Origin of the sequence: Thioclava kandeliae, assembly GCF_040297545.1 — a bacterium.
GTDB classification, from domain to species: Bacteria; Pseudomonadota; Alphaproteobacteria; order Rhodobacterales; family Rhodobacteraceae; genus Thioclava; species Thioclava kandeliae.
Window position 1 is genome coordinate 1 of the sequence record NZ_JAYWLC010000032.1, and the last position, 20,290, is coordinate 20,290.

A 20,290-nucleotide genomic window follows, 5' to 3' on the forward strand; every position below is an offset into this window, starting at 1 on the left:
CGCTGATCAGATGCGTCCGAAACTGCCAAAGCTGGCGACCCTCATGGACGGCGCCGAGGAGGATGTGCTGGCCTACATGACCTTTCCCCAGCAGCATCGAACGAAGCTACACAGCACAAATCCGATTGAGCGCCTAAACGGCGAGATCAAGCGCCGTACGGACGTGGTCGGGATCTTTCCTAATGAGGCTTCGATCCGCCGCCTCGTTGGGGCCATCCTGATGGAGCAGACCGAGGAATGGACCGTCCAGCGCGGTCGATACATGGCACTGGAAACGCTGGCGCCAATCTGCGATGATGTCGTGGGCAGCTTGCCTGCAGCGCAGCGCGACTGATCAGCTCGGCCCGCCAGTCAGCACGAGGCCCGCTATGAGCTACACCATCAGTTGGGACACGATCTTTCTATTCACTGAAAGAGGCCCAGATCCTGATCGAACGCTGGCGCCAGCATTACAACACGCTGCGCACGCATAGCTCTTTGGGATATCGCCCACCAGCACCAGAGAGCATCGTGCCAGTGGGCCAGAGACCCACGATGCACTAACTTTCAAACCGGACCACTCAGGTGGGGCAGACCAAGGTTTTGCGACATAGGTCGGCGCATTTTGCGTCGTTGCCATATATGTCGATCCTGCATCGGCTAAGATGCCGATGATCTGTTCGTCCATGCATCTCATTGGATTCATTGTCCGTCCTTAAGTTGGGCCGGACCCTAATCGTTCATGGAGGAAACATCCCTTGGCAAGTCACGATGAAGGCGCATTTCTGCTGAACTGGCAGCTTCAAGATGGTAGGTGGCGCGGTATCGCTTCTCTCCACAGCGATGGCTTCGCCGCCTGCGCTGGCCGTTTGAACAAGCGGCGAAGCCATTGGAAACTTCTTGGACGAATGGTGGAAAGTGGCGCGCCTGAGACAAAACCGCTCGCCCTGAGCCTGTGTATATTTAATCGCCGTCTTATCTACGCCATACTTCGCCGTAGGTCCGGAAATCATTCTCTTGGACGGACAATCTCTGGTCCTGCAAGATGCAAGCTCATAGACAGGGCATGCAGGGAGCGGGGCTCGCGCATCATACTGCGCAAACCCCTATTGGCTTAGAAATCGAGGTTCTCGACGTTCAGCGCGTTCTGCTGGATGAAGTCGCGGCGGGGTTCCACCACATCGCCCATCAGCTTGGTGAAGATGTCGTCGGCCTCGGCCACGTCATCCACTTTCACTTGCAGCAATGTACGGGCAGACGGATCGAGCGTTGTTTCCCAAAGCTGCTCGGGGTTCATCTCGCCCAAGCCCTTATAGCGTTGCAGTGCCAGACCTTTTTCGCCTTCCTGCAGGATCGCGTTCAGCAGTTCCAGCGGGCCGTGGATCAGCTGGTGGCGGTCCTTGCGATGCAGACGCGCGGGCTTGCCGTAGATATCCTGTAGTGCCTTGGTATGCGTGCCCAGACGGCGGCTTTCGCCCGCGCGCATGACCTGACCATCCAGCGTCCGTACTTCCTCGACCCCGCGCAGGATACGGGTCAGGCGCAGGCCGTGATCCTGCGTCTGGCGACCCTGCCAGCCACGCTCGTATTCGAGTGCAACAAGATCCAGGCGGGCGGCCACGGCATCGGCGGTGCCTTGCGCATCATTGTCCAGAACGCCCGGAACCATCGCGCCCGCGATGGCGGCCTGTTCCAGAATATGGCGCGGATAATGGGTCGGGAAGGTGCCTAGGATCCGCTTGATGACGCGGGCCTCCTCGACCACGCGCTGCAGGTCGTTGCCGACGATTTCCTCGCCCGTGCCGAGCTTCAGGACAGCGCCCTCAACCCCTTGGGCGATCAGGTAATCTTCCAAGGCATTCTGGTCCTTGAGGTAAACCTCGGACTTGCCGCGCGAGACCTTATAGAGCGGCGGCTGCGCGATATAGAGATAGCCGCGTTCGATCAGTTCCGGCATCTGGCGGAAGAAGAATGTCAGCAGAAGGGTGCGGATATGGGCGCCGTCCACGTCCGCATCGGTCATGATGATGATCTTGTGGTAGCGTAGCTTGTCGATATTGAACTCGTCGCGACCGATACCGGTGCCGAGCGCGGTGATCAGCGTGCCGATCTGGTCGGAGGACAGCATCCGGTCGAACCGCGCGCGCTCGACATTGAGGATCTTGCCGCGCAGCGGCAGGACGGCCTGATTTTGTCGTGCGCGCCCCTGTTTGGCCGAGCCACCTGCCGAATCCCCCTCGACGAGGAAGACTTCGGAGAAGGCCGGATCCTTTTCCTGACAATCCGCCAGCTTGCCCGGAAGCGAGGCCACATCCATCGCCGTTTTCCGACGGGTCAGCTCGCGGGCCTTGCGCGCGGCCTCGCGGGCCAGCGCCGCCTCGACAATCTTGCCGACGATCTGACGGGCTTCGGCGGGATGCTCCTCGAACCATTCGCCAAGCTTCTCGTTCACGAGGTTTTCCACCGCGGGGCGCACCTCGGAGGAGACCAGCTTGTCTTTGGTCTGGCTGGAGAATTTTGGGTCCGGCACTTTGACCGACAGCACGCAGGTCAGGCCTTCGCGGGCATCGTCGCCGGTAAAGTTGACCTTTTCTTTCTTCGCGATCCCCGAGGATTGCGCGTAATTGTTGATCGTGCGGGTCAGCGCGCCACGGAAGCCCGCCATATGGGTGCCGCCATCGCGCTGGGGGATGTTGTTGGTGAAGGGCAGCACGGTCTCGTGGTAGCTGTCATTCCACCACAGTGCCACCTCGACGCCGATCCCGTTGACCTCGCCCAGCATATAGACGGGGCTCTCCATCACGGGCGTCTTGGAACGGTCGAGATATTTGACGAATTCGCGCACGCCACCATCGTAATGCAGCTCGGTCTTCAGCGGCTCCGCGGGGCGTTCATCCTCGATGATGATACGCACGCCCGAGTTCAGGAAGGCCAGCTCGCGCAGGCGCTTTTCCAGCGTCTCGAAACTGTAGTTGAGATTCGAGAAGGTGCCCTCGGGGTCGGTTTCCTTGTTGGACGCAAGGAAGCGGACCTCGGTGCCACGTCCACCGACCTCGTCGCCCACGACATGCACATGCTCGACGCATTCGCCCTTCTCGAAGCGGGCTTTGTAGATCTTGTCGTTGCGCCAGACGGTCAGCTCGAGCCAGTCCGAGAGCGCGTTCACCACTGAAACGCCCACACCGTGCAGACCGCCCGAGACCTTGTAGGCATTGCCATCGGTATCGGTATTGTTGAACTTCCCGCCCGCATGCAGCTGGGTCATGATGACCTCTGCCGCCGAGACGCCTTCCTCGGCATGCATATCGACCGGAATCCCGCGCCCGTTATCGCGCACCGATACCGAGCTATCGGCGTGAATTTTTACATGGACATAGTCGGCATAATTGGCCAGCGCCTCGTCGATGCCGTTATCGACGACCTCATAGACCATGTGATGCAGGCCCGACCCGTCATCCGTATCCCCGATATACATGCCGGGGCGTTTCCGTACAGCTTCCAACCCCTTCAAAACCTTGATGGAATCGGCGCCATATTCGGATTTCTTGACGTGTTCTTCGGTCATGCCTGCTCGTCCTTTTTTACGTCCCCGATTTATAGGGGTTTTGGGCCGCCATGTCACGCCTTAGCCACAGAATTCGGGGCTTTCTTGGCGATACGGGCGGCCTGTCAAATAAGGGCGATCAATACCGCTACGGCAAGCATGAGGCTGCCTGCGATGCGGTTCATGCGGGTCATGGCCGCGGGGCTGGAAATCAGTCTGCGAACGCGGCCGACAAAGGCGGCAAGGATCAGGTTTCCGATCATCGGGCAGAGCGCCGAGAGCAGGGCAATCACCGCGATATCGGCCGGGGTGATCGTGTCGAGCGCGAAGAAGCCCGGCACGACGCCCATATAGAACAGGATCGCCTTGGGGTTACCGAGGATTGCCACGACCCCCACAACAAACCCCGCCCAGCGTCCGGGCCGGGTCAGTTTGCTGTTTTGCGAGATCCCCGCCTTGGCATGGCGGATCAGCATCGCGCCCATAAAGGCGAACATCGCCGCAGCCACCCAGCGCAGGACCGTCAGGAAGCCCGCGACATGCTCTACAACCCAGCTCATGCCGACAAGAGCCAGCACGGACCAGAACGCATCGCCAAGCGCCACGCCCACGGCCAGCGGCCACGCTGCGGCAAAGCCGCCGGAGACGGTGCGTGCGAGCATCGCGAGCCAGACCGGTCCGGGGGTCAGGAAGATCACGAGAAGCGCGCCCGAATAGAACAGGGCCTGATGCAGCGTAATCGTCATGGCAGGGCTACTCGGTCGGGGGCAGCGTCAGGCTGCCATCTGCGGCCAGCGGCCAGAACGGATTCATTGCGACCTCCCAGACATGGCCGTCGGGATCGGACCAATAGCCGGAATATCCGCCCCAGAAGACCTTTTCGGGACGTTTGAGCGGCGTGGCACCTGCCGCGAGGGCTGCGGCAAAGGCTGCGTCCACCTCTGGCTCGGTGTCGAAATTCTGCGCCAGTGTCATGGCGCCCGTGCCAAGGGTCGCGCCCGCACGGCCTTGATCCTTGGCCAGATCATCGCGCCCGAAAAGCGCCAGACCCTGTCCGTGCATCTGGTAGAAAGCCACGCCGTCCTGCTGCGCCGCAGGCTCCCAGCCCAGCTGCGCGTAGAAGGCGCAGGAGGCGGCCAGATCGGTCACAGCTAGCGTGATCAGGGTGATGCGCTGCACGGGATAGCTCATTCGACTTCCTCCAGAACCGAGGTCGCGGCCTCTTCCGAGACCTGAAGATAATGTCCGCGCGCGCCCAACGCGTCGAACAAAGCGCGTTCCGTGCCCGTCATGAAGACCTGTGCGTCGAGGGCGCAGATCTCGTCATAAAGGGCTGCGCGGCGGTTCGGGTCAAGATGGGCCGAGACCTCGTCGAGCAGGACGATGGCGGGCGCGCCCTCGATCGCGCGCGCATTGGCCAGCACCAAAGACAGCAGAAGCGCCTTCTGCTCTCCGGTCGAGACCTGATCGGCGGGCATCGCCTTGGCACTGTAGATCGCCGTCAGATCGGCCCGATGCGGCCCTTCCAGTGTGCGTCCGGCGGCCATATCGCGACGGCGCGTCTCGGCCCAGAACAGGGCGAGATCTGCGGTGTCATCGCCGGTAACCGACAGATCGGCCGCCGGAAATGCGGTCTGGGCCGCCGTTTGCGCCTTTGCGATCCGCGTAAGAGCGGCAGCGCGTGCGCCACGGATCTCGGTTGCGGCCTCGCTCATCCGCGCCTCCAGCACCTGATACCAATGCGGATCGCCCGCGCCGTCCTTCAAAAGTCTGTTCCGCTCGCGCATGGCCTTTTCGTAAGCCAGACTGGCCTCGGCATGATCGGGGAAGAAGGACAGAGTGATCCGGTCCAGAAAACGTCGCCGCCCTTCGGGGGCCTCGATCCAGAGCCGGTCCATCGCGGGCACCAGCCACTGAATGCGCACCAGCCGCCCCAAAGCGGTCTGCGGCACGAGTTTTTCATCCACCCGCACCTGACGGGGCTGGGCGGGTGCGGCCTCGGTCTGCACCTCGTGGCCGGACAGTCGGGCGCGGATCTTCCAGCCGACATTTTCAGCACGGCGCATCAGGTCGGGGGCCTGCGCGCGGCGCAACCCCCGACCAGGCGATAAAAGCGAGATCGCCTCGAGGATATTGGTCTTGCCCGCACCATTGGCCCCGAAGATCGCAACAGGGCGCGTATCCGGCGCCAAAACGGCACGGCGATGCGACCGAAACTGATAGAGGCTCAGTTCCGATAGCATCGCGTTACTTCCCGTAAGAGGCTGATCTTAGACACGCATCGGCATGACGACATAGACCGCCGAGGTGTCGCCACCTTCGCGCATCAGGGTCGGGTCGCCCGAGGTGTTGAACATGAAGACCGCATTCTCGCGATCGACCTGATTGGCGATTTCCAGCAGGTATTTGGCGTTGAAGCCGATTTCCAGACGCTCGTCGGCATAGGCCACAACCAGCTCCTCCTCGGCGGCACCAGCATCGGGTGCGTTGACCGAGAGCACCAGCTTGTCGGCGTCCAGCGTCAGCTTGACGGCGCGCGAACGTTCAGACGAGACGGTGGCCACACGGTCCACAGCCTTGGCGAACTCGTTTGCATCTACTTCGAGACGGCGCGTATTGCCCATCGGGATCACGCGTGTGTAATCGGGGAAAGTGCCGTCGATAACCTTGGAGGTCAGGGTGATACGCGGGGTGGCAAACCGGACCTTGGTCTCCGAAACCGAGACCTCGATCAGCGTTTCGTCATCATCCAGAAGCTTGCGCAGCTCGCCCACGGTCTTGCGCGGCACGATCACGCCAGGCATGCCCTCGGCGCCCTGGGGCAGGGGGGCATCGATACGGGCCAGACGGTGACCATCGGTCGCCACGGCGCGCAGCATCTGGCCATCTTCGGCGGTGGCCACATGCAGATAGACGCCGTTCAGGTAGTAGCGGGTCTCCTCGGTCGAGATCGCAAAGCGCGATTTCTCGAAGAGACGTTTCAGCTCGCCCGCCTTGGCCGAGAAATTCGCGGTGTAATCCGAGCTGGCCATCACGGGGAAATCCTCGCGCGGCAAGGTCGCCAGCGTAAAGCTCGAGCGGCCCGCCTCGATCACCAGACGGCCCGAGGCAGGATCATCCATCAGTGTGACGAGCGCCCCGTCGGGCAGCTTGCGCACGATCTCGTGCAGCATCACGGCGGAGACAGTGGTGGCACCGGCCTTCTCGACCTGCGCGGGCGCACGGTCGACCACTTCGATATCGAGATCGGTGGCGCGGAAGGAGATCGTGCTGCCTTCGGCCTCGATCAGCACATTGGCCAGAATCGGGATCGTGTTGCGACGTTCGACAACCGATTGTGCTTGCGCGACGGCTTTCAACAGCTCTGCGCGTTCGATGCTGATCTTCATTTCAATCCCTCACGGCTGTCCGGACCGTGACGTTACCATCTAAGACACCGGACACAAGAATTTTCGCGACAATCTAACGCAAAGGCGGGCAGGTCAAGGGACCAGCCCGCTTTCACACAGATTTCGCTTGGTTTTCCCGGAATCAGTTTTCCAGAAGGCGGCGCAGCAGATCGATATCCTCGGCCAGCTGGCGGTCATCGCACTTCAGCTCCTCGATCTTGCGGATACCATGCATGATGGTCGTGTGATCGCGGCCACCGAAGCGGCGCCCGATATCGGGAAGCGAGCGGGTGGTGAGCTGTTTGGACAGATACATCGCCACCTGACGCGGACGCGCGATGGTGCGCACGCGCTTGGGGCCGATCATATCCGCAAGACGGACATTGTAATGCTCGGCAACCTTGCGCTGGATCTCCTCGATGGTGACCTTACGGTCCGAGGTGCGCAGGATATCGGTCAGACATTCCTGTGCCAGATCGAGCGTGATCTCGCGGCCGACCAGCGAGGCGAAGGCGAACAGACGCGTCAGCGCGCCCTCGAGCACCCGCACGTTGGTCGAGATACGATGCGCGAGGAATTCCAGCACGCCATCGGCAATCATCAGGCCCGGATATTGAATCCGGTAATTCTCGGTCTTGGTCTGCAGGATGCCAAGGCGCAGCTCGTAATCGGTGGGATGGAGATCCACCACCAGCCCGCATTGCAGGCGCGATTTGATCCGTTCTTCCAGTTCCTTGATCTCGCCCGGCGCACGGTCGGCGGAGATCACGATCTGTTTGCCCTGATCGACGAGCGCGTTGAACGTATGGAAGAACTCTTCCTGCGTCGAATCCTTGCCCGCGATGAACTGTACGTCATCGACCATAAGCACGTCGACCGAGCGGAACATCTCCTTGAAATCCATGATCTGGCGTTCGCGCAGAGCCTGCACGAAACGATACATGAATTGCTCGGCCGAGAGGTAAAGCACGCGCAGATCGGGGCGCTTGGTTTGCAGCTCGTGGGCGATGGCATGCATCAGGTGGGTCTTACCCAGGCCCACGCCACCATAGAGGAAGAGCGGGTTGAAGGTCACCGGACCGCCTTCTGCCACACGGCGCGCGGCGGCATGGGCCAGCTCGTTCGGCTTGCCGACCACGAAAGTGTCAAAGGTAAAACGCTGGTCCAGCGGCGCGCCGGGCAGATCGTCATCCTGCGTCTGGGCAAGACGCGGTTTGATCTGGGCAATGCGTGGCGTGCTCGTGGGGGCAGGGGCCTGCTGGACGGGATTGGCGGAATTGGCCGGACGGATCATCGGTGCCGAAGACACGCGAAGATCAATACGCTCAACGATAATCCCAAATTTGCGCAGCTCGTTCTGGATCGCCTCGGAGAAGTTCCGCTGCACCCAGTCGCGCATGAATTTTGTAGGGGCCTCGAAGGCGGCAATGCCGTCATCGACCTCAATGACCTTCAGCGGGGCAATCCACGTCAGGAAGTTGTTTTTTCCCACGCTCTTTTGCAGCTCATCGCACACACGCCCCCAAGTATCGTCGGTCATCATTCTTGCCCATTCTTATCACACCTCGCGACCAACGATTCTCGGAAAATACGATCCACCACGCCAAACAGATTTTGGCGCGTGGTGCATTTTCTGCACTTAGGACAAGGTTACCCGACCCGCTCACGCGGGTTTCGACAGAATCGAAATGTGGGAGGTGGCAGCCCTCCAGCATCGGAATCGCATCCCCCAGGCCAATTGGTCCGGTTGTTATCCTTGTCGTGGCAGACGTTATTGTCCGGTCCAGCTAGGGTAAGATGCGTCAGTCCCCCGAGGCGACGTTGATCGCTCAGTGAAACTACTCCGGCTCGCTGACGAGTCGCAACAGAACTTCACGCTTGACTCCGGATTGCGTGAATCGAATCTGCCACAGTTTCGTCATGTTGCATTTCGGACATATCATCTTATTGAAAACATTGCGAAAAATGAAAAAGGCGCCATAAATGGCGCCTTTCTATCTTGCTTTTGCAAGGGAATCGCTTAGGCGTTCAGAGCCTTCACGCGAGCCGCCAGACGCGACACTTTGCGCGATGCGGTGTTCTTGTGAATCACGCCTTTGGTCACGCCACGCATCAGTTCCGGCTGCGCCACTTTCAGAGCTTCCTGAGCTGCTGCGTAGTCGCCCGAAGTGATGGCTTCTTCGACTTTGCGGAGGAAGGTACGGATGCGCGAACGACGTGCTTTGTTGATGTCGTTACGACGCTCGTTCTGACGTGCGCGCTTTTTGGACTGGAGCGTATTTGCCATGTGTGTGTTTCCACTTTCGGGTTTGGTACAATATGCGACTGCATGCAAAACCCGGACACACCAGTGAACCGGTTGATTCTAGCCTAAGCGGGCTCCACACGCATTTGAAGGGGGCCTATACGGCAATTTTGCCAAGTTGGGAAGCCCCAAATGAGAACCGGGCCCCGAGGCCCGGCATTTCGCGTAAGTGACCGCGCTTATTTATCGCGGAATTGCGGCTCGCGCTTCTCGAGGAAGGCGGCCATGCCCTCTTTCTGGTCCTCGGTGGCAAACAGCGCGTGGAACATGCGTTTTTCAAACAGCAGCCCCTCGCGCAGGGTGGTCTCGTAGGAGCGGTTCACCGCCTCCTTCACCACCATGGCCGAAAGCTGCGATTTCTCGGCGATCTTCGAGGCGGCAGCCATGGCTTCGGACACCAGTTTGGCAGTCGGCACCACGCGGGAGACAAGGCCCGAACGCTCGGCTTCCTCGGCATCCATGAACCGGCCGGTCAGATGCATGTCCATTGCCTTCGACTTGCCCACGAAACGGGTCAGGCGCTGGGTGCCGCCGATTCCCGCGCAGATGCCGAGATTGATCTCGGGCTGGCCGAATTTCGCATTATCGGCGCAAATGATGAAGTCGCACATCATCGCCAGTTCGCAGCCGCCGCCAAGCGCATAGCCCGACACGGCTGCAATCACCGGCTTGCGGGTGCGCAGGAAATTCTCGGTGGCATCGCCGAAGAAATCGGCCTTGAACATGCCGACAAAGCCCTTCTCGGACATTTCCTTGATGTCGGCGCCGGCGGCAAAGGCCTTCTCGGAGCCGGTGATGACAATGGCACGCACCTTGTCATTGGCGTCGAGATTCGCCAGCGCGTCCCCCATCTCGGTCAGCAGAACGGAGTTCAGCGCGTTCAGTGCCTCCGGACGGTTGAGCCGGACTAGGGCGACATTATCTTCGATCTCGACGATCAGCGTCTGGTAGGCCATTTGGCAGTGCCTTTCCTTTTCATCAGACCGGAGTCCTAACAAAACCGGCCCATATATCAAGTCAACTCTCGCGCCCGTGTTCCTCTTAGCGCTGGCAATGCGCACAATAAAAGCTGGATCGCCCCGATTGCACGATCCTGAGCACCGGTTGCCCGCAGTTTTGGCAGGGCGCGCCCTCGCGACCATAAACTTTGAAGCGGTGCTGGAAATATCCCAGCTCCCCATCGGCCTGCCGGTGGTCGCGGAGCGAAGATCCACCCGCCTCGATAGCTTCCTCCAGAACCTCGCGGATGATTGCGACAAGAGGCCGCAGACGCTTTTCGGCAATCTGGCGGCCCTGGCGGCGCGGATCGATGCCCGCGCGGAACAGCACCTCGCAGACATAGATATTGCCAAGCCCCGCCACGATCGCCTGATCCAGAAGCAGCGTCTTGATCGGGCTCGCGCGACTGCGCAGTCTGGCGGTCAGATACTCCTCGTTCAGCTGGTTGCTGAACGGTTCGGGGCCGAGCTTCTCGAGGAGCCAGTAACTGTCCTCGGCGCCAGTGGGGAACAGATCCATCGCCCCGAAGCGACGCGCATCATTGAAGGTGACACGCCCGCCGCCCTCGATATGGAAGACGATGTGGTCATGTTTCTGCGGCGTCGGGTGGTCGATGACGAACTCTCCCAGTGCCACACCGGAGACCAGCATCCGCCCCGACATGCCCAGATGGATCAGAAGGGTCTCCCCGCGATCCAGATCGGCAAGGATATATTTCGAGCGTCTGCGCAGGCGCAATATGCGTGCGCCGGTCAGGCGGGCGGCCATGTTATCCGGCAGGGGCCAGCGCAGATCAGGGCGGTTGACCTCGGCGCGTTCGATCACGCGGCCCTCCATCGCGGGTAAAAGGCCCCGCCTGACGGTTTCGACCTCGGGAAGTTCGGGCATTGTGATCGTCCTCGTGCATTGTCACTTCTGAAACGGCCCCTATAAGAAGGGGGTAGACCAGACGAACCTCAAGGGGCCACGGGACAGATGACCGCAGATCAGAGCAAGACGACGCATTTCGGCTTTCAGACCGTGGACGAGAGCCAGAAGGCCGGCATGGTGCATGGCGTGTTCTCGCGCGTGGCTTCGAAATACGACATCATGAACGACCTGATGAGCATGGGCATCCATCGCGTCTGGAAAGACGCGATGATGGATTGGCTTGCGCCGCGCCGTGGCCAGAAGCTTCTGGATGTGGCGGGGGGGACCGGCGATGTGGCCTTCCGCTTCCTCGGTCGTGCGCCCGAAGCCACGGCGACCGTCTGCGATATGACCGAATCGATGCTGATCGAGGGCCAGAAGCGCGCCGAGGCCGAGGATATGGCCGAGCGTCTGGACTGGATCGTGGGCGATGCGATGGCGCTGCCCTTCGAGGATAACTCCTTTGATGTCTATACGATTTCCTTCGGTATCCGGAACGTGACGCGCGTGCAGGACGCGCTGGACGAAGCCTATCGTGTGCTGAAACCCGGCGGGCGTCTGATGGTTCTGGAATTCAGCCAGATCCCGAATGATCTGATGCAGAAAGCCTATGATCTCTATTCCTTCAATATCATTCCGGTGATGGGCCAGATCGTGGCCAATGATCGTGACAGCTACCAGTATCTGGTCGAATCAATCCGCAAATTCCCCGATCAGGAGACGTTCCTGTCGATGATTCGCAAGGCGGGCTTCGAGCAGGCGAGCTATCGCAACCTGACCATGGGTATCGCGGCGCTGCATTCTGGCTGGAAGATCTGAGATGCGCGGGCCGATCAATATCTGGCGCCTGATCCGCACTGGCGCCACCTTCATCCGCTCGCGCGCGATGCATCAGGTGCTGGAGGCCATGGACGCGCCGCCGCGCCTGCGGGCGGCCGCCTATGCGGTATCGGCCCCTTTCGCGTGGCTTGGCTACAAGGGCGACCCGAACTTGCCGCCGGTGACACGGGCGATCACAGCGCTTGGTCCGGCCTATATCAAATTCGGGCAGATTCTATCGACGCGCGCAGATGTGGTCGGGCCAGAACTGGCCACGCAGTTGCGCGTGTTGCAAGACCGCCTGCCACCGTTCTCGACCGATCTGGCAAAGAAGACGATCGAGGAAGAATTCGAGCGTCCGATCTCCGAGATGTTCACCGAGTTTTCCGAGCCTGTGGCTGCGGCCTCTATCGCACAGGTCCATCAGGCCGTGCTGGCGCGCACTGGCGAGAAGGTTGCCGTGAAGGTGCTGCGTCCGGGGATCGAACGCGCCTTCCGCCGTGATCTCGATGCGTTCCATTTTGTGGCGAAATTCATCGAGCGGTTCTCGCCTTCGTCGCGAAGGTTGCGTCCGACCGATGTGGTGAAACACTTCGAGCGCACTGTCATAGGGGAGTTGGATCTGCGCATGGAAGCGGCGCGCGCGTCGCAATTTGCCGCGAATACGGCAGATGATGCGGGGTTTGCGGTGCCAAAGCCTGCCTGGGACATGTCGAGCCGCCGCGTGATGGTGCTGGACTGGGCCGAGGGCGTGCCGATGGGCGATCCCGAGGCGATCAGGGCTGCAGGCCATGATCTGGTCGCACTGTCCGAGCGTATCTTGCAGCTCTTTCTCAGCCATGCGCTGCGCGACGGATATTTCCATGGGGATATGCATCAGGGCAACCTGAAGGTCGCCGCCAATGGTGATATTCTTGCCTATGATTTCGGGATCATGGGGCAGATCGATGAATATACCCGTCGTGTCTATGCCGAGATCCTCATCGGGTTCATCCAGCGCGATTACCGCCGTGTGGCCGAGGTGCATTTCGAGGCGGGCTATGTGCCCGCGGATCGGGACGTGAACGAATTCGCGCTGGCCCTTCGCGCGGTGGGCGAACCGATCTTTGGCATGGATGCAAGCCATATTTCGATGGCACGCCTTCTGGCCTATCTCTTTGAAGTCACGGAGCGTTTCGGAATGCCGACGCGCACCGAACTGATCTTGCTGCAGCGATCGATGGTTGTGGCCGAGGGGGTCGCACGGTCTCTGAACCCGTCGCTGAATATGTGGCAGGCCGCCAAGCCCGCCGTCGAGACCTATATCCGTGAGAATCTCGGGCCGAAAGCGGCGCTGCATGACCTGCGCAAGGTGGTGAAAGTCATGGCGCGTTACAGCCCGCAATTCCCCGATATGTTGAAGAACTCCATCGAGCGGCGCGCGCATCCGGAGGCGCCAACCCCTGCGGACAAACCGCTTCATCCCGCCATTTGGGCGGGGATCATCGCAGCTGTCTTTGTCGCGGGGCTGGCGGCCGGTCTGCTGGCCTGATCAGCTTGAGGGGCTACGCAGTCCGGTGATATCGTCGCTCGAGACGGTAGAGCCCGACATCATGACGAGTTCTGTGCCACTATCGGTGACGCGCGCTTCGATGATACGGCCATAGGCTGGTGCGGTCTCGGTAGAGATAAGGTCACTGCCGCTATAGCTTTTGAGTGTGAAGGTGTAGTTGCCATAATCGGCGGTTTCACCATCCGAATTGGTGCCGTCCCACTCGACGAAATCCTCGTCCACATCTACGGCACCGCTGTAAACGGTGTTCCCCGACTCGTCCTGAACCGTAAGAACAGCCGAATCCGCTTGGCTATCGGCTTCGGTTTCAACGACGATCGAGCTACCAAAGAAATACACAGGCTCTTCGGTTTTTCCGTCCATACCGACCCAGCTTGCCAGCTCCGAGATGCCCATCTGGCTGATCGAGGATGCGATGCTTTCCAGAAGCGAGTTGGTCTCTACCTGCTGTTCGACCCCCGAGAAGGTCGCGAGTTGCACGGCATAATCCGTACTATCCATCGGATTGAGCGGGTCCTGATTCTGCATCTGGACGGTCAGCATCTCGAGGAAGGTCTGGTAATCCGAGGTTGCGAAGGTTTGTGCATCCGCCGTCGAGCTGGAGCTCGTCGCGGATGCCGTGGTTGAGGCGCTTGTTACAGTGGTCATGGAAATCCTCCGTCACATTCTGAGATCTAGCCCCCCCAGCACGGAGCCGGAGGTGCGCGAGGGATTGAGGGTGTTGGAAATGGAGCCAGCGCTGAATGCGGCTTGGGTTCCGCGTTCGGCGCGGATACGGTCGGCTTGTTCGGCAAGTTCCTGGGCGTTCTGCCCGCTTTGGCCCTGATCCGTGAAATTCAGGTTCACATCCGTATAGCCGAGCTCCCGCAGGTCGCGGCTGAGCATCTCGGCATGTCTTCGCATCAGGTCGAGAGTTTCGGGCCTGTCGGCATAGATCATCACGGACATGCCGCTGTCGCTATGATGCATGACCATCCGCACCTTACCCAATTCTTCGGGGGCGAGGGTCAATTCGACTGCTCCATCCGATGTGCTGGTTGCGGCGCGTGCGAGCTGTTGCGAGACGTTTTGGGCCATAGCCTGTTGCGCGGCGGGTTGGGATGCCGTTGTCGCCGCGGTCATGCCGGTGTGACTGGGGAGAGGAGCAAGGCCGAAGCGTTGGCTGTCTTCATCGATAGGAGTGGGTTGATCCTGCGCAAGCAAGCCGCTTTCCGCCGGCAGAGACTGTCCGGATGCGCCGTTCGACATTGTCGTGCTCGCTGCGGAGGTAACGGCATAGGCCGTCTCCATACGCGATTGCGCCGTTCGGTCCTTGCCGATCTGGGTAACTGTCAGTTCCTCGTCGAGTTGTTCGCTAAGTTCACGGCGCTTCGTGACATATTTCTCGGCACCCAGTTGCGCCTGCGCAACCGTTTGTAGAGGTATCGCCGAGGTCTGCAGGGGCGTATTCGAGCCGGTATTCACGGTCGAGGTAATAGTCGTCGTATCCGTGCTATCGGTCGTCTCGATGTCGATCGGTGCTGCTGCGGCCGGCTGGGTTTCCTGCGGAGAAATGGCACCGGTCTGCCCGGTTACAATGCCGGAAGGTACTTTGGGTTGCGAGATGTTACGCACCGAGACGCCAATCTCGCTGCGCAGCGCGGGATCGGATTCCACATTTTCGTCCGTCGGAATCGGTAGAGCTACGGCATTTTCCGAGATCTCCTCCATACCGTCGGGAAGTGCAATCTGCCCGGAGGTGGCTCCGTTCTGTGGTGTGCTGAAGAAGCTTGCAGTCGAACTGTGCAAGGCGAATCGTGCTTCGCTGACCGAAGGTGCCGCGGTCGCGGTATATCTTGCTTCGGGGCGCTGCTCGGAGGCTGGCTGTAGTGTTGCGGGTTCGTCTGCTGTTGCGACCGTCTCAGCGGTGCCGGTCTCGTCCGCTGCTGTCAACTGACGACCATATACATCAGATTGCCGAGGCAGGTCGGGTTGCGGAGTTGCGCTCGTACCAGAGGAGGACTGGGCATCAGGGCGAACCGTTTGAGGGGGAGCCTTCTCTTGCGACGCGAAGCCTCGGTTATTGAAAGCGATTTGTGCGGTTGGCTCCGAGGCCTGCAACTCGGAATCCTGCATCGGTGCTACTGCTGACTGCGGCACCATGGCGGATTGCGTCTGGACGCCTGTGTGCGAGAGGAATTCAGGCGCGGTATCTGTTCCCTTATCTGTCTGGAAGGAAGCCATTTCCTCGTCCAGTTCGGCGTGGGGTTCGCTCACTTCCGATGCCGTGAAGTTCAACGTTGGGGAGCTTCGGGGATCAGATTGAGGGAGTGCCGATGCCTCTAGCTGCGTATCGGCGGCAGGAACGTGCTCGGTATCGAAAACCTCATCCGTTTGGTCTCCATCCTTCGAGGAACCATCATTTTTCTTGCTCTCGACCGGAGAGCTGGTGGCCTCTGCTGCGCGCGGCAAGCCCTGTTCTGTCCAGAGAGGATTACTTTGTTCACCTGGCGCCCACGCTTTATCCGTGTTCTTTGCAGAAGAAGGAGCATCTTGCGGTGCTTTGATCTGCCCGGGTGTTACTGTGGGCATCTCGGCAGAGACAATCTGTTCGTCGCGCGGCAAGTTGAATGCGCGGGGTTGCTGTTCAGAATTCGTAGAAACCGGGCCCTTTGAATGTGGCCGAATCGTCGCGCCAGTATCAGCGCGGCCTATCGTCTCGGTCAGAGCCGAAAACTCCAAAGAAAATTCTGTGCTCTTACCGTTCGTCGCGGTGGCGGGCGAATCGATTCCAGCTGCTTGGCCCTTTGTAGAAAAGGGAAATTGAGCTGCTATTGCGTCAAAACTGGTCATGATCCTCAAGACTTCTGCCTGTGATGATCACCACATTGCCTCAATGAGGTTACCGGTTCTTTACCGCAAGCTGTCAAAAAGGAGAGAATGCGAATGATGCGGAGAATCCCATGCAAGTCACATCGACTGGGTTACCTTTAACGACAGATGGATCGAAGTCCTTGCGCGTTGTCAGCGCGGAGCAGCAAGAGAAGATGCGTGATACTGCGCAGGCTCTTGAGGCGAGCTTCCTGTCCGAGATGCTCAAATATACGGGTTTGGGCGAAAATAAATCCGAGTTTTCCGGCGGTGTCGGCGAGGAACAGTTCTCGTCGTTCTTGCGGGAAGAGCAGGCCAGTGAGATGGCGAAGGCCGGAGGAATCGGCCTGGCTGAAACTATTTTCAACTCGATGCTGAAGAGGGCGCAGAATGGCTGATAAAGATGATGCGGTAGTTGAGGAGCTGATCAATTTGCTGCGCCTCGAACGGGATGTGATTCGCAAAGCAGAATTCGAAGCGCTGACGGCTCTGGTTGCGCGAAAGGAAGCACTTCTTATGCAGGTGAAGGATTTCCCGGCGCAAAAGCTGAAGCGTGCACATGAGATGTCCCGCCAGAATCAGCGACTTCTTTCTGCGGCGTTGAAAGGTATCCGCGCGGCGCAGATCAGGCTCTCGGCGATCCAGAAAGCGGCCCATAGTTTCGGAAGCTACGACAAATCGGGCCGCCCGCAGCGCATTGTCGGTACGCAGGGGTCGATCGAGAAGCGCGCATAAACCATTTTAATAAAATGCAACCAAAACAAGGCCGGCCGCAAAGCCGGCCTTAGCTTTTCGTTAGGGGAGATGGTGCAAACATATCCCTGCATCCAGTGACTGGGTGGCGCGCTCCGGGAACCGGGGCGCATGTGTCAGAAGGACCTGTGCATTCGCTCCGACAAGAAGTCGGGCGGTATATAGACACCTTCGCGCAAAAGCGCACATATCTGAGGACCCAAAACTATGTCCAGCATTCTGACCAACACCGGCGCAATGACCGCACTTCAAACCCTGAAGTCGATCAACTCCTCGCTTGGCGATACCCAATCGGCCATCTCGACCGGTAAAGATATCTCCACTGCAAAAGATAACGCCGCAGTTTGGGCAATTTCGAAAGTCATGGAATCGGACGTTGCCGGTTTCAATGCGATCGAAGACTCTCTCGCTCTGGGTGAATCGACCGTTGCTGTTGCGTCGACCGGCGCAGAGCAAATCGTTGAGAAACTCAATGAGATGAAAGAGAAAATCGTTTCGGCGACCGGTGAGAACGTCGATAACGACAAGCTGACTGCAGACGTGAACGAGCTGAAAAAGCAAATCGGTTCGATCATCAATGCGTCGCAGTTCAACGGTGCAAACCTTCTGCGCACCGATGTTGATGGCAATGGCGGGACCGGTATCAGCGTCCTGTCCTCGCTCGACCGCGTCGGTTCGGGCACGGGTGCAACGGTGAGTGCGTCGAATATCAACGTGGCATCGGCTGACCTCGAAGCTGCGTTCGGTACATACAGTGCGGCTGCCTCTGATGGTGGCATGCTGACCGACATCGACGTGTCCAGCGCAACTGCCGCTGATGCATCGCTGGCGGCAATCGAAGCACATATCCAGACTGCAACCAACAAAGCTGCAGAACTGGGTGCTGCTGCTTCGCGTATCTCCGATCAGAGCGACTTCATCTCGAAGCTCTCTGATGCCGTGACCTCGGGTATCGGTTCGCTCGTCGACGCCGATATGGAAGAGACGTCGGCACGTCTGCAGGCTCTGCAGGTTCAGCAACAGCTGGGCACGCAAGCTCTGTCGATTGCCAACCAAGCGCCGCAACAGCTCCTGTCGCTGTTCCAGTAATGAGCATCTGAGGGGCGCAGTCAATGCGCCCCTCAACCACCTGGCAAAACGCCGGGTTTTAAAACTTGCAGCCACAGGAAGGGCTTCTCGTGAACGCTTATGCTCAGGCCAAAATGGCCTATTCCAAACCAAACCAGGCGGTGCGAACCGACCGCGATATCGAGTACGAAGCACTTGCTCGTATCACCAGCCGCCTTCGCGGTGTAGCTGGCAAAGAAAAAGAAAAGTTTCCAGATCTCGTCGACGCTGTAAGCCGAAACCGCAAATTGTGGCGGATCTTCGCAGATGATGTCGGTCTTTCGGATAACGGCCTACCAGAGTTGTTGCGGGCGCGGATATTATTTCTCCAGAAATTCGTCGATGTGCACAGCTCGAAGGTTCTGGCGCGTAAAGCTAACCTCGATCCTCTTATAGAAATTAATACTGCCATTATGCGTGGCCTTCGCCCTACTGGAGGCACAAAATGAGTGGCCTTGTTCTAAAGTTGGCTCCCAAGGAGCGTGTTCTCATTAATGGCGCTGTGATCGAGAATGGAGACCGGAGATCCCGTCTCGCGATCATGACCCCGAACGCGAATATTTTGCGACTTCGCGATGCAATCCATCCTGAGGAGGCAAACACACCTGTTCGCCGGGTATGCTATATCGCGCAACTCGTTTTGTCGGGAGATAACAATCCTGAAGAAACTCGGCTGCAGCTACTGCGCGGTATTGAGCAGCTTAGCCAAGTCTTGACGGATCACGATAGCCGGACGCAGCTCGCGATTGCAACCAAATCCGTTCTTGAGGAACAGCACTATCAGGCTCTCAAGGCGCTTCGTAGTCTTCTACCAAGGGAGGAGCGGCTTCTGGCCGCGGCACGCCAATGACATATCAACCCATTGTTCCGCTAAGTGGTTATGCCGGTTGGAAAGTCCTTAATCGGACAATGGAAACACAGAAGGCGGCATTCACCGCCTCTGTGACTATTCAGAATGACGAAGAGTATTTTCGTGAAAATATCGGAAACGTAACCTCGGCGGAGGAACTCGTTTCCGATTATCGACTGCTCAAAGTTGCGCTGGGGGCTTTTGGTCTAGATGATGACCTACAGAACAAGTATTTCATCAAGAAGGTTCTCGAAGAGGGTACGCTTGACGAGGATTCCTTTGCAAACAAGCTTTCGGATAAGAAATATGCGGCACTTTCCGAAGCCTTCGGTTTTGATTTCGATCCACCCAATACCGTTCTGAGTTCCTTCGCTGACGAGATGATCGCGAATTACGAAGAAAGGCAGTTTGAGATTGCTGTGGGAGATAGTGATGAAAGCTACCGTTTCGCACTCAATGCTCAGCGTGAATTGGCAGACCTCGCAGCAGAGGATAGCTCTGACAATACAAAATGGTATACGATTATAGGTAACGAAGCTCTCGCTACGGTTATGCGCACCGGTTTGGGATTGCCCGAAAGTACATCGTCCTTGGATGTCGACCAACAGGTCACAATATTCAAGCAAAAGGCCCAACAGGTATTCGGGTCCGATGAGGTTTCACAATTCACTGACGAGGAGAGCGTCGAGAAGCTCATCAAATACTATCTTCTGCGAGATCAGGTGATGAACGGCAGTGTTTCAACCAGCTCCAACTCTATTGCGCTAACCCTGCTGCAAAACGCAGCCAGCTTTTCTGCTCGTTTTTAATGTAAAGCCAAGCATTAAATCACGGGGCCAGTGGCTAGTTTAGGAATGTACTTGGTAATCCCCCCGTTTTTGCGGGGGCTTGGTCGTAGAGTTTCCGCGGCCATTCTCAGTTTCTATGCTGGGGTCATCCCGCCGTTGCCCATGTTCGGACGTTCGTTGTTGTAGGACCAGAGCAATTCGGTGGCAATGTTCTGGACCTCGTCGATGGTTTCGAAGATGTGGAGGTCCAGCTATTCGTGCCGGACCGTCCGGTTGTAGTGCTCGACAAAGGCGTTCTGCTGCGGCTTTCCGGGCTGGATGTGCGCCAAGGCGATGCCCTTGTGTTCGGCCCATTCCATCAAGGTGCCGCTGATATATTCCGGGCCATTGTCGACCCTGATCGTCTTGGGCGGGCCGCGCCATTCGATGATCTGGTTCAACGCTCG

At 58.8% G+C, this 20,290-nt stretch carries 20 protein-coding genes and 2 pseudogenes; 10 read left to right on the forward strand and 12 right to left on the reverse strand.

The window, feature by feature from the left end; genetic code table 11:
- Nucleotides 1-334 (forward strand): transposase (locus tag VSX56_RS18935; protein ID WP_350939142.1); only part of this gene is annotated, 334 nt, incomplete at its 5' end.
- 65 nt (nt 335-399) lie between these two features.
- Nucleotides 400-543: pseudogene (locus tag VSX56_RS18940) on the forward strand (integrase core domain-containing protein); the annotation flags it as partial.
- A 550-nt stretch (nt 544-1,093) separates the two neighbouring features.
- On the opposite strand, the gene gyrB reads toward VSX56_RS18940, so the two are convergent.
- The 9 genes from gyrB to mutM form a co-directional block, all read right to left on the reverse strand.
- Nucleotides 1,094-3,544: a DNA topoisomerase (ATP-hydrolyzing) subunit B gene (gyrB, locus tag VSX56_RS18945; protein ID WP_339113752.1), complete on the reverse strand. Its 2,451-nt coding sequence runs from the start codon at nt 3,542-3,544 to the stop codon at nt 1,094-1,096.
- A gap of 104 nt (nt 3,545-3,648) precedes the next feature.
- The gene (locus tag VSX56_RS18950) at nt 3,649-4,269 is read right to left on the reverse strand and encodes a LysE family translocator (RefSeq protein ID WP_339113751.1); all 621 of its coding nucleotides are present in this window, start codon (nt 4,267-4,269) and stop codon (nt 3,649-3,651) included.
- 7 nt (nt 4,270-4,276) lie between these two features.
- Nucleotides 4,277-4,714: a VOC family protein gene (locus VSX56_RS18955; protein ID WP_350939143.1), complete on the reverse strand. Its 438-nt coding sequence runs from the start codon at nt 4,712-4,714 to the stop codon at nt 4,277-4,279.
- Complete coding sequence (gene recF / locus VSX56_RS18960; protein WP_350939144.1) at nt 4,711-5,766, reverse strand: DNA replication/repair protein RecF; 1,056 nt, start codon at nt 5,764-5,766, stop codon at nt 4,711-4,713. The genes VSX56_RS18955 and recF overlap by 4 nt, the downstream gene beginning before the upstream one ends.
- 27 nt (nt 5,767-5,793) lie before the next feature.
- The gene (dnaN, locus tag VSX56_RS18965) at nt 5,794-6,912 is read right to left on the reverse strand and encodes a DNA polymerase III subunit beta (RefSeq protein WP_339113748.1); all 1,119 of its coding nucleotides are present in this window, start codon (nt 6,910-6,912) and stop codon (nt 5,794-5,796) included.
- Nucleotides 6,913-7,054: 142 nt separating this feature from the next.
- Nucleotides 7,055-8,452, reverse strand: a complete 1,398-nt coding sequence (dnaA, locus tag VSX56_RS18970; RefSeq protein ID WP_350939151.1) for a chromosomal replication initiator protein DnaA — start codon at nt 8,450-8,452, stop codon at nt 7,055-7,057.
- A 480-nt stretch (nt 8,453-8,932) separates the two neighbouring features.
- Nucleotides 8,933-9,199, reverse strand: a complete 267-nt coding sequence (rpsT, locus tag VSX56_RS18975) for a 30S ribosomal protein S20 (RefSeq protein WP_339113747.1) — start codon at nt 9,197-9,199, stop codon at nt 8,933-8,935.
- Nucleotides 9,200-9,396: 197 nt separating this feature from the next.
- Nucleotides 9,397-10,173 carry an enoyl-CoA hydratase gene (locus VSX56_RS18980; RefSeq protein ID WP_339113746.1) on the reverse strand — a complete coding sequence of 259 codons (777 nt, stop codon included), beginning with the start codon at nt 10,171-10,173 and terminating at the stop codon, nt 9,397-9,399.
- Nucleotides 10,174-10,258: 85 nt separating this feature from the next.
- A complete protein-coding gene (gene mutM / locus VSX56_RS18985) occupies nt 10,259-11,104 on the reverse strand; it encodes a bifunctional DNA-formamidopyrimidine glycosylase/DNA-(apurinic or apyrimidinic site) lyase (RefSeq protein ID WP_350939145.1) in 846 nt (281 codons plus the stop codon).
- An 87-nt stretch (nt 11,105-11,191) separates the two neighbouring features.
- Here mutM and ubiE point away from each other — a divergent pair, with 87 nt between their 5' ends.
- Both ubiE and ubiB read left to right on the forward strand, forming a co-directional pair.
- On the forward strand, nt 11,192-11,944 hold the full coding sequence (gene ubiE / locus VSX56_RS18990) for a bifunctional demethylmenaquinone methyltransferase/2-methoxy-6-polyprenyl-1,4-benzoquinol methylase UbiE (protein WP_339113744.1): 753 nt from the start codon (nt 11,192-11,194) through the stop codon (nt 11,942-11,944).
- A gap of 1 nt (nt 11,945) precedes the next feature.
- Nucleotides 11,946-13,475 carry a 2-polyprenylphenol 6-hydroxylase gene (ubiB, locus tag VSX56_RS18995; protein WP_350939146.1) on the forward strand — a complete coding sequence of 510 codons (1,530 nt, stop codon included), beginning with the start codon at nt 11,946-11,948 and terminating at the stop codon, nt 13,473-13,475.
- On the opposite strand, the gene VSX56_RS19000 is transcribed toward ubiB, so the two are convergent.
- Together VSX56_RS19000 and VSX56_RS19005 are read right to left on the reverse strand one after the other, a co-directional pair.
- Complete coding sequence (locus VSX56_RS19000; RefSeq protein ID WP_350939147.1) at nt 13,476-14,144, reverse strand: flagellar hook capping FlgD N-terminal domain-containing protein; 669 nt, start codon at nt 14,142-14,144, stop codon at nt 13,476-13,478.
- Nucleotides 14,145-14,156: 12 nt separating this feature from the next.
- Nucleotides 14,157-16,328 carry a flagellar hook-length control protein FliK gene (locus tag VSX56_RS19005; protein WP_350939148.1) on the reverse strand — a complete coding sequence of 724 codons (2,172 nt, stop codon included), beginning with the start codon at nt 16,326-16,328 and terminating at the stop codon, nt 14,157-14,159.
- A 110-nt stretch (nt 16,329-16,438) separates the two neighbouring features.
- On the opposite strand from VSX56_RS19005, the gene VSX56_RS19010 reads away from it, so the two are divergent.
- The 6 genes from VSX56_RS19010 to VSX56_RS19035 all read left to right on the forward strand — a co-directional run bounded on the left by VSX56_RS19010 (nt 16,439) and on the right by VSX56_RS19035 (nt 19,865).
- On the forward strand, nt 16,439-16,744 hold the full coding sequence (locus tag VSX56_RS19010) for a rod-binding protein (protein WP_339113740.1): 306 nt from the start codon (nt 16,439-16,441) through the stop codon (nt 16,742-16,744).
- Nucleotides 16,737-17,081, forward strand: coding sequence for a hypothetical protein (locus VSX56_RS19015; protein WP_339113739.1), 345 nt, complete (start codon nt 16,737-16,739; stop codon nt 17,079-17,081). Before VSX56_RS19010 ends, VSX56_RS19015 begins: the two co-directional genes overlap by 8 nt.
- Nucleotides 17,082-17,306: 225 nt before the next feature.
- The gene (locus VSX56_RS19020) at nt 17,307-18,188 is read left to right on the forward strand and encodes a flagellin N-terminal helical domain-containing protein (RefSeq protein ID WP_350939149.1); all 882 of its coding nucleotides are present in this window, start codon (nt 17,307-17,309) and stop codon (nt 18,186-18,188) included.
- 89 nt (nt 18,189-18,277) lie between these two features.
- Nucleotides 18,278-18,655, forward strand: coding sequence for a flagellar biosynthesis regulator FlaF (gene flaF / locus VSX56_RS19025; protein ID WP_339113737.1), 378 nt, complete (start codon nt 18,278-18,280; stop codon nt 18,653-18,655).
- A complete protein-coding gene (flbT, locus tag VSX56_RS19030; RefSeq protein WP_339113736.1) occupies nt 18,652-19,056 on the forward strand; it encodes a flagellar biosynthesis repressor FlbT in 405 nt (134 codons plus the stop codon). Before flaF ends, flbT begins: the two co-directional genes overlap by 4 nt.
- A complete protein-coding gene (locus VSX56_RS19035; protein ID WP_350939150.1) occupies nt 19,053-19,865 on the forward strand; it encodes a DUF1217 domain-containing protein in 813 nt (270 codons plus the stop codon). Before flbT ends, VSX56_RS19035 begins: the two co-directional genes overlap by 4 nt.
- A gap of 113 nt (nt 19,866-19,978) precedes the next feature.
- Here VSX56_RS19035 and VSX56_RS19040 read toward each other — a convergent pair.
- Nucleotides 19,979-20,290, reverse strand: a pseudogene (locus VSX56_RS19040) (transposase); the annotation flags it as partial.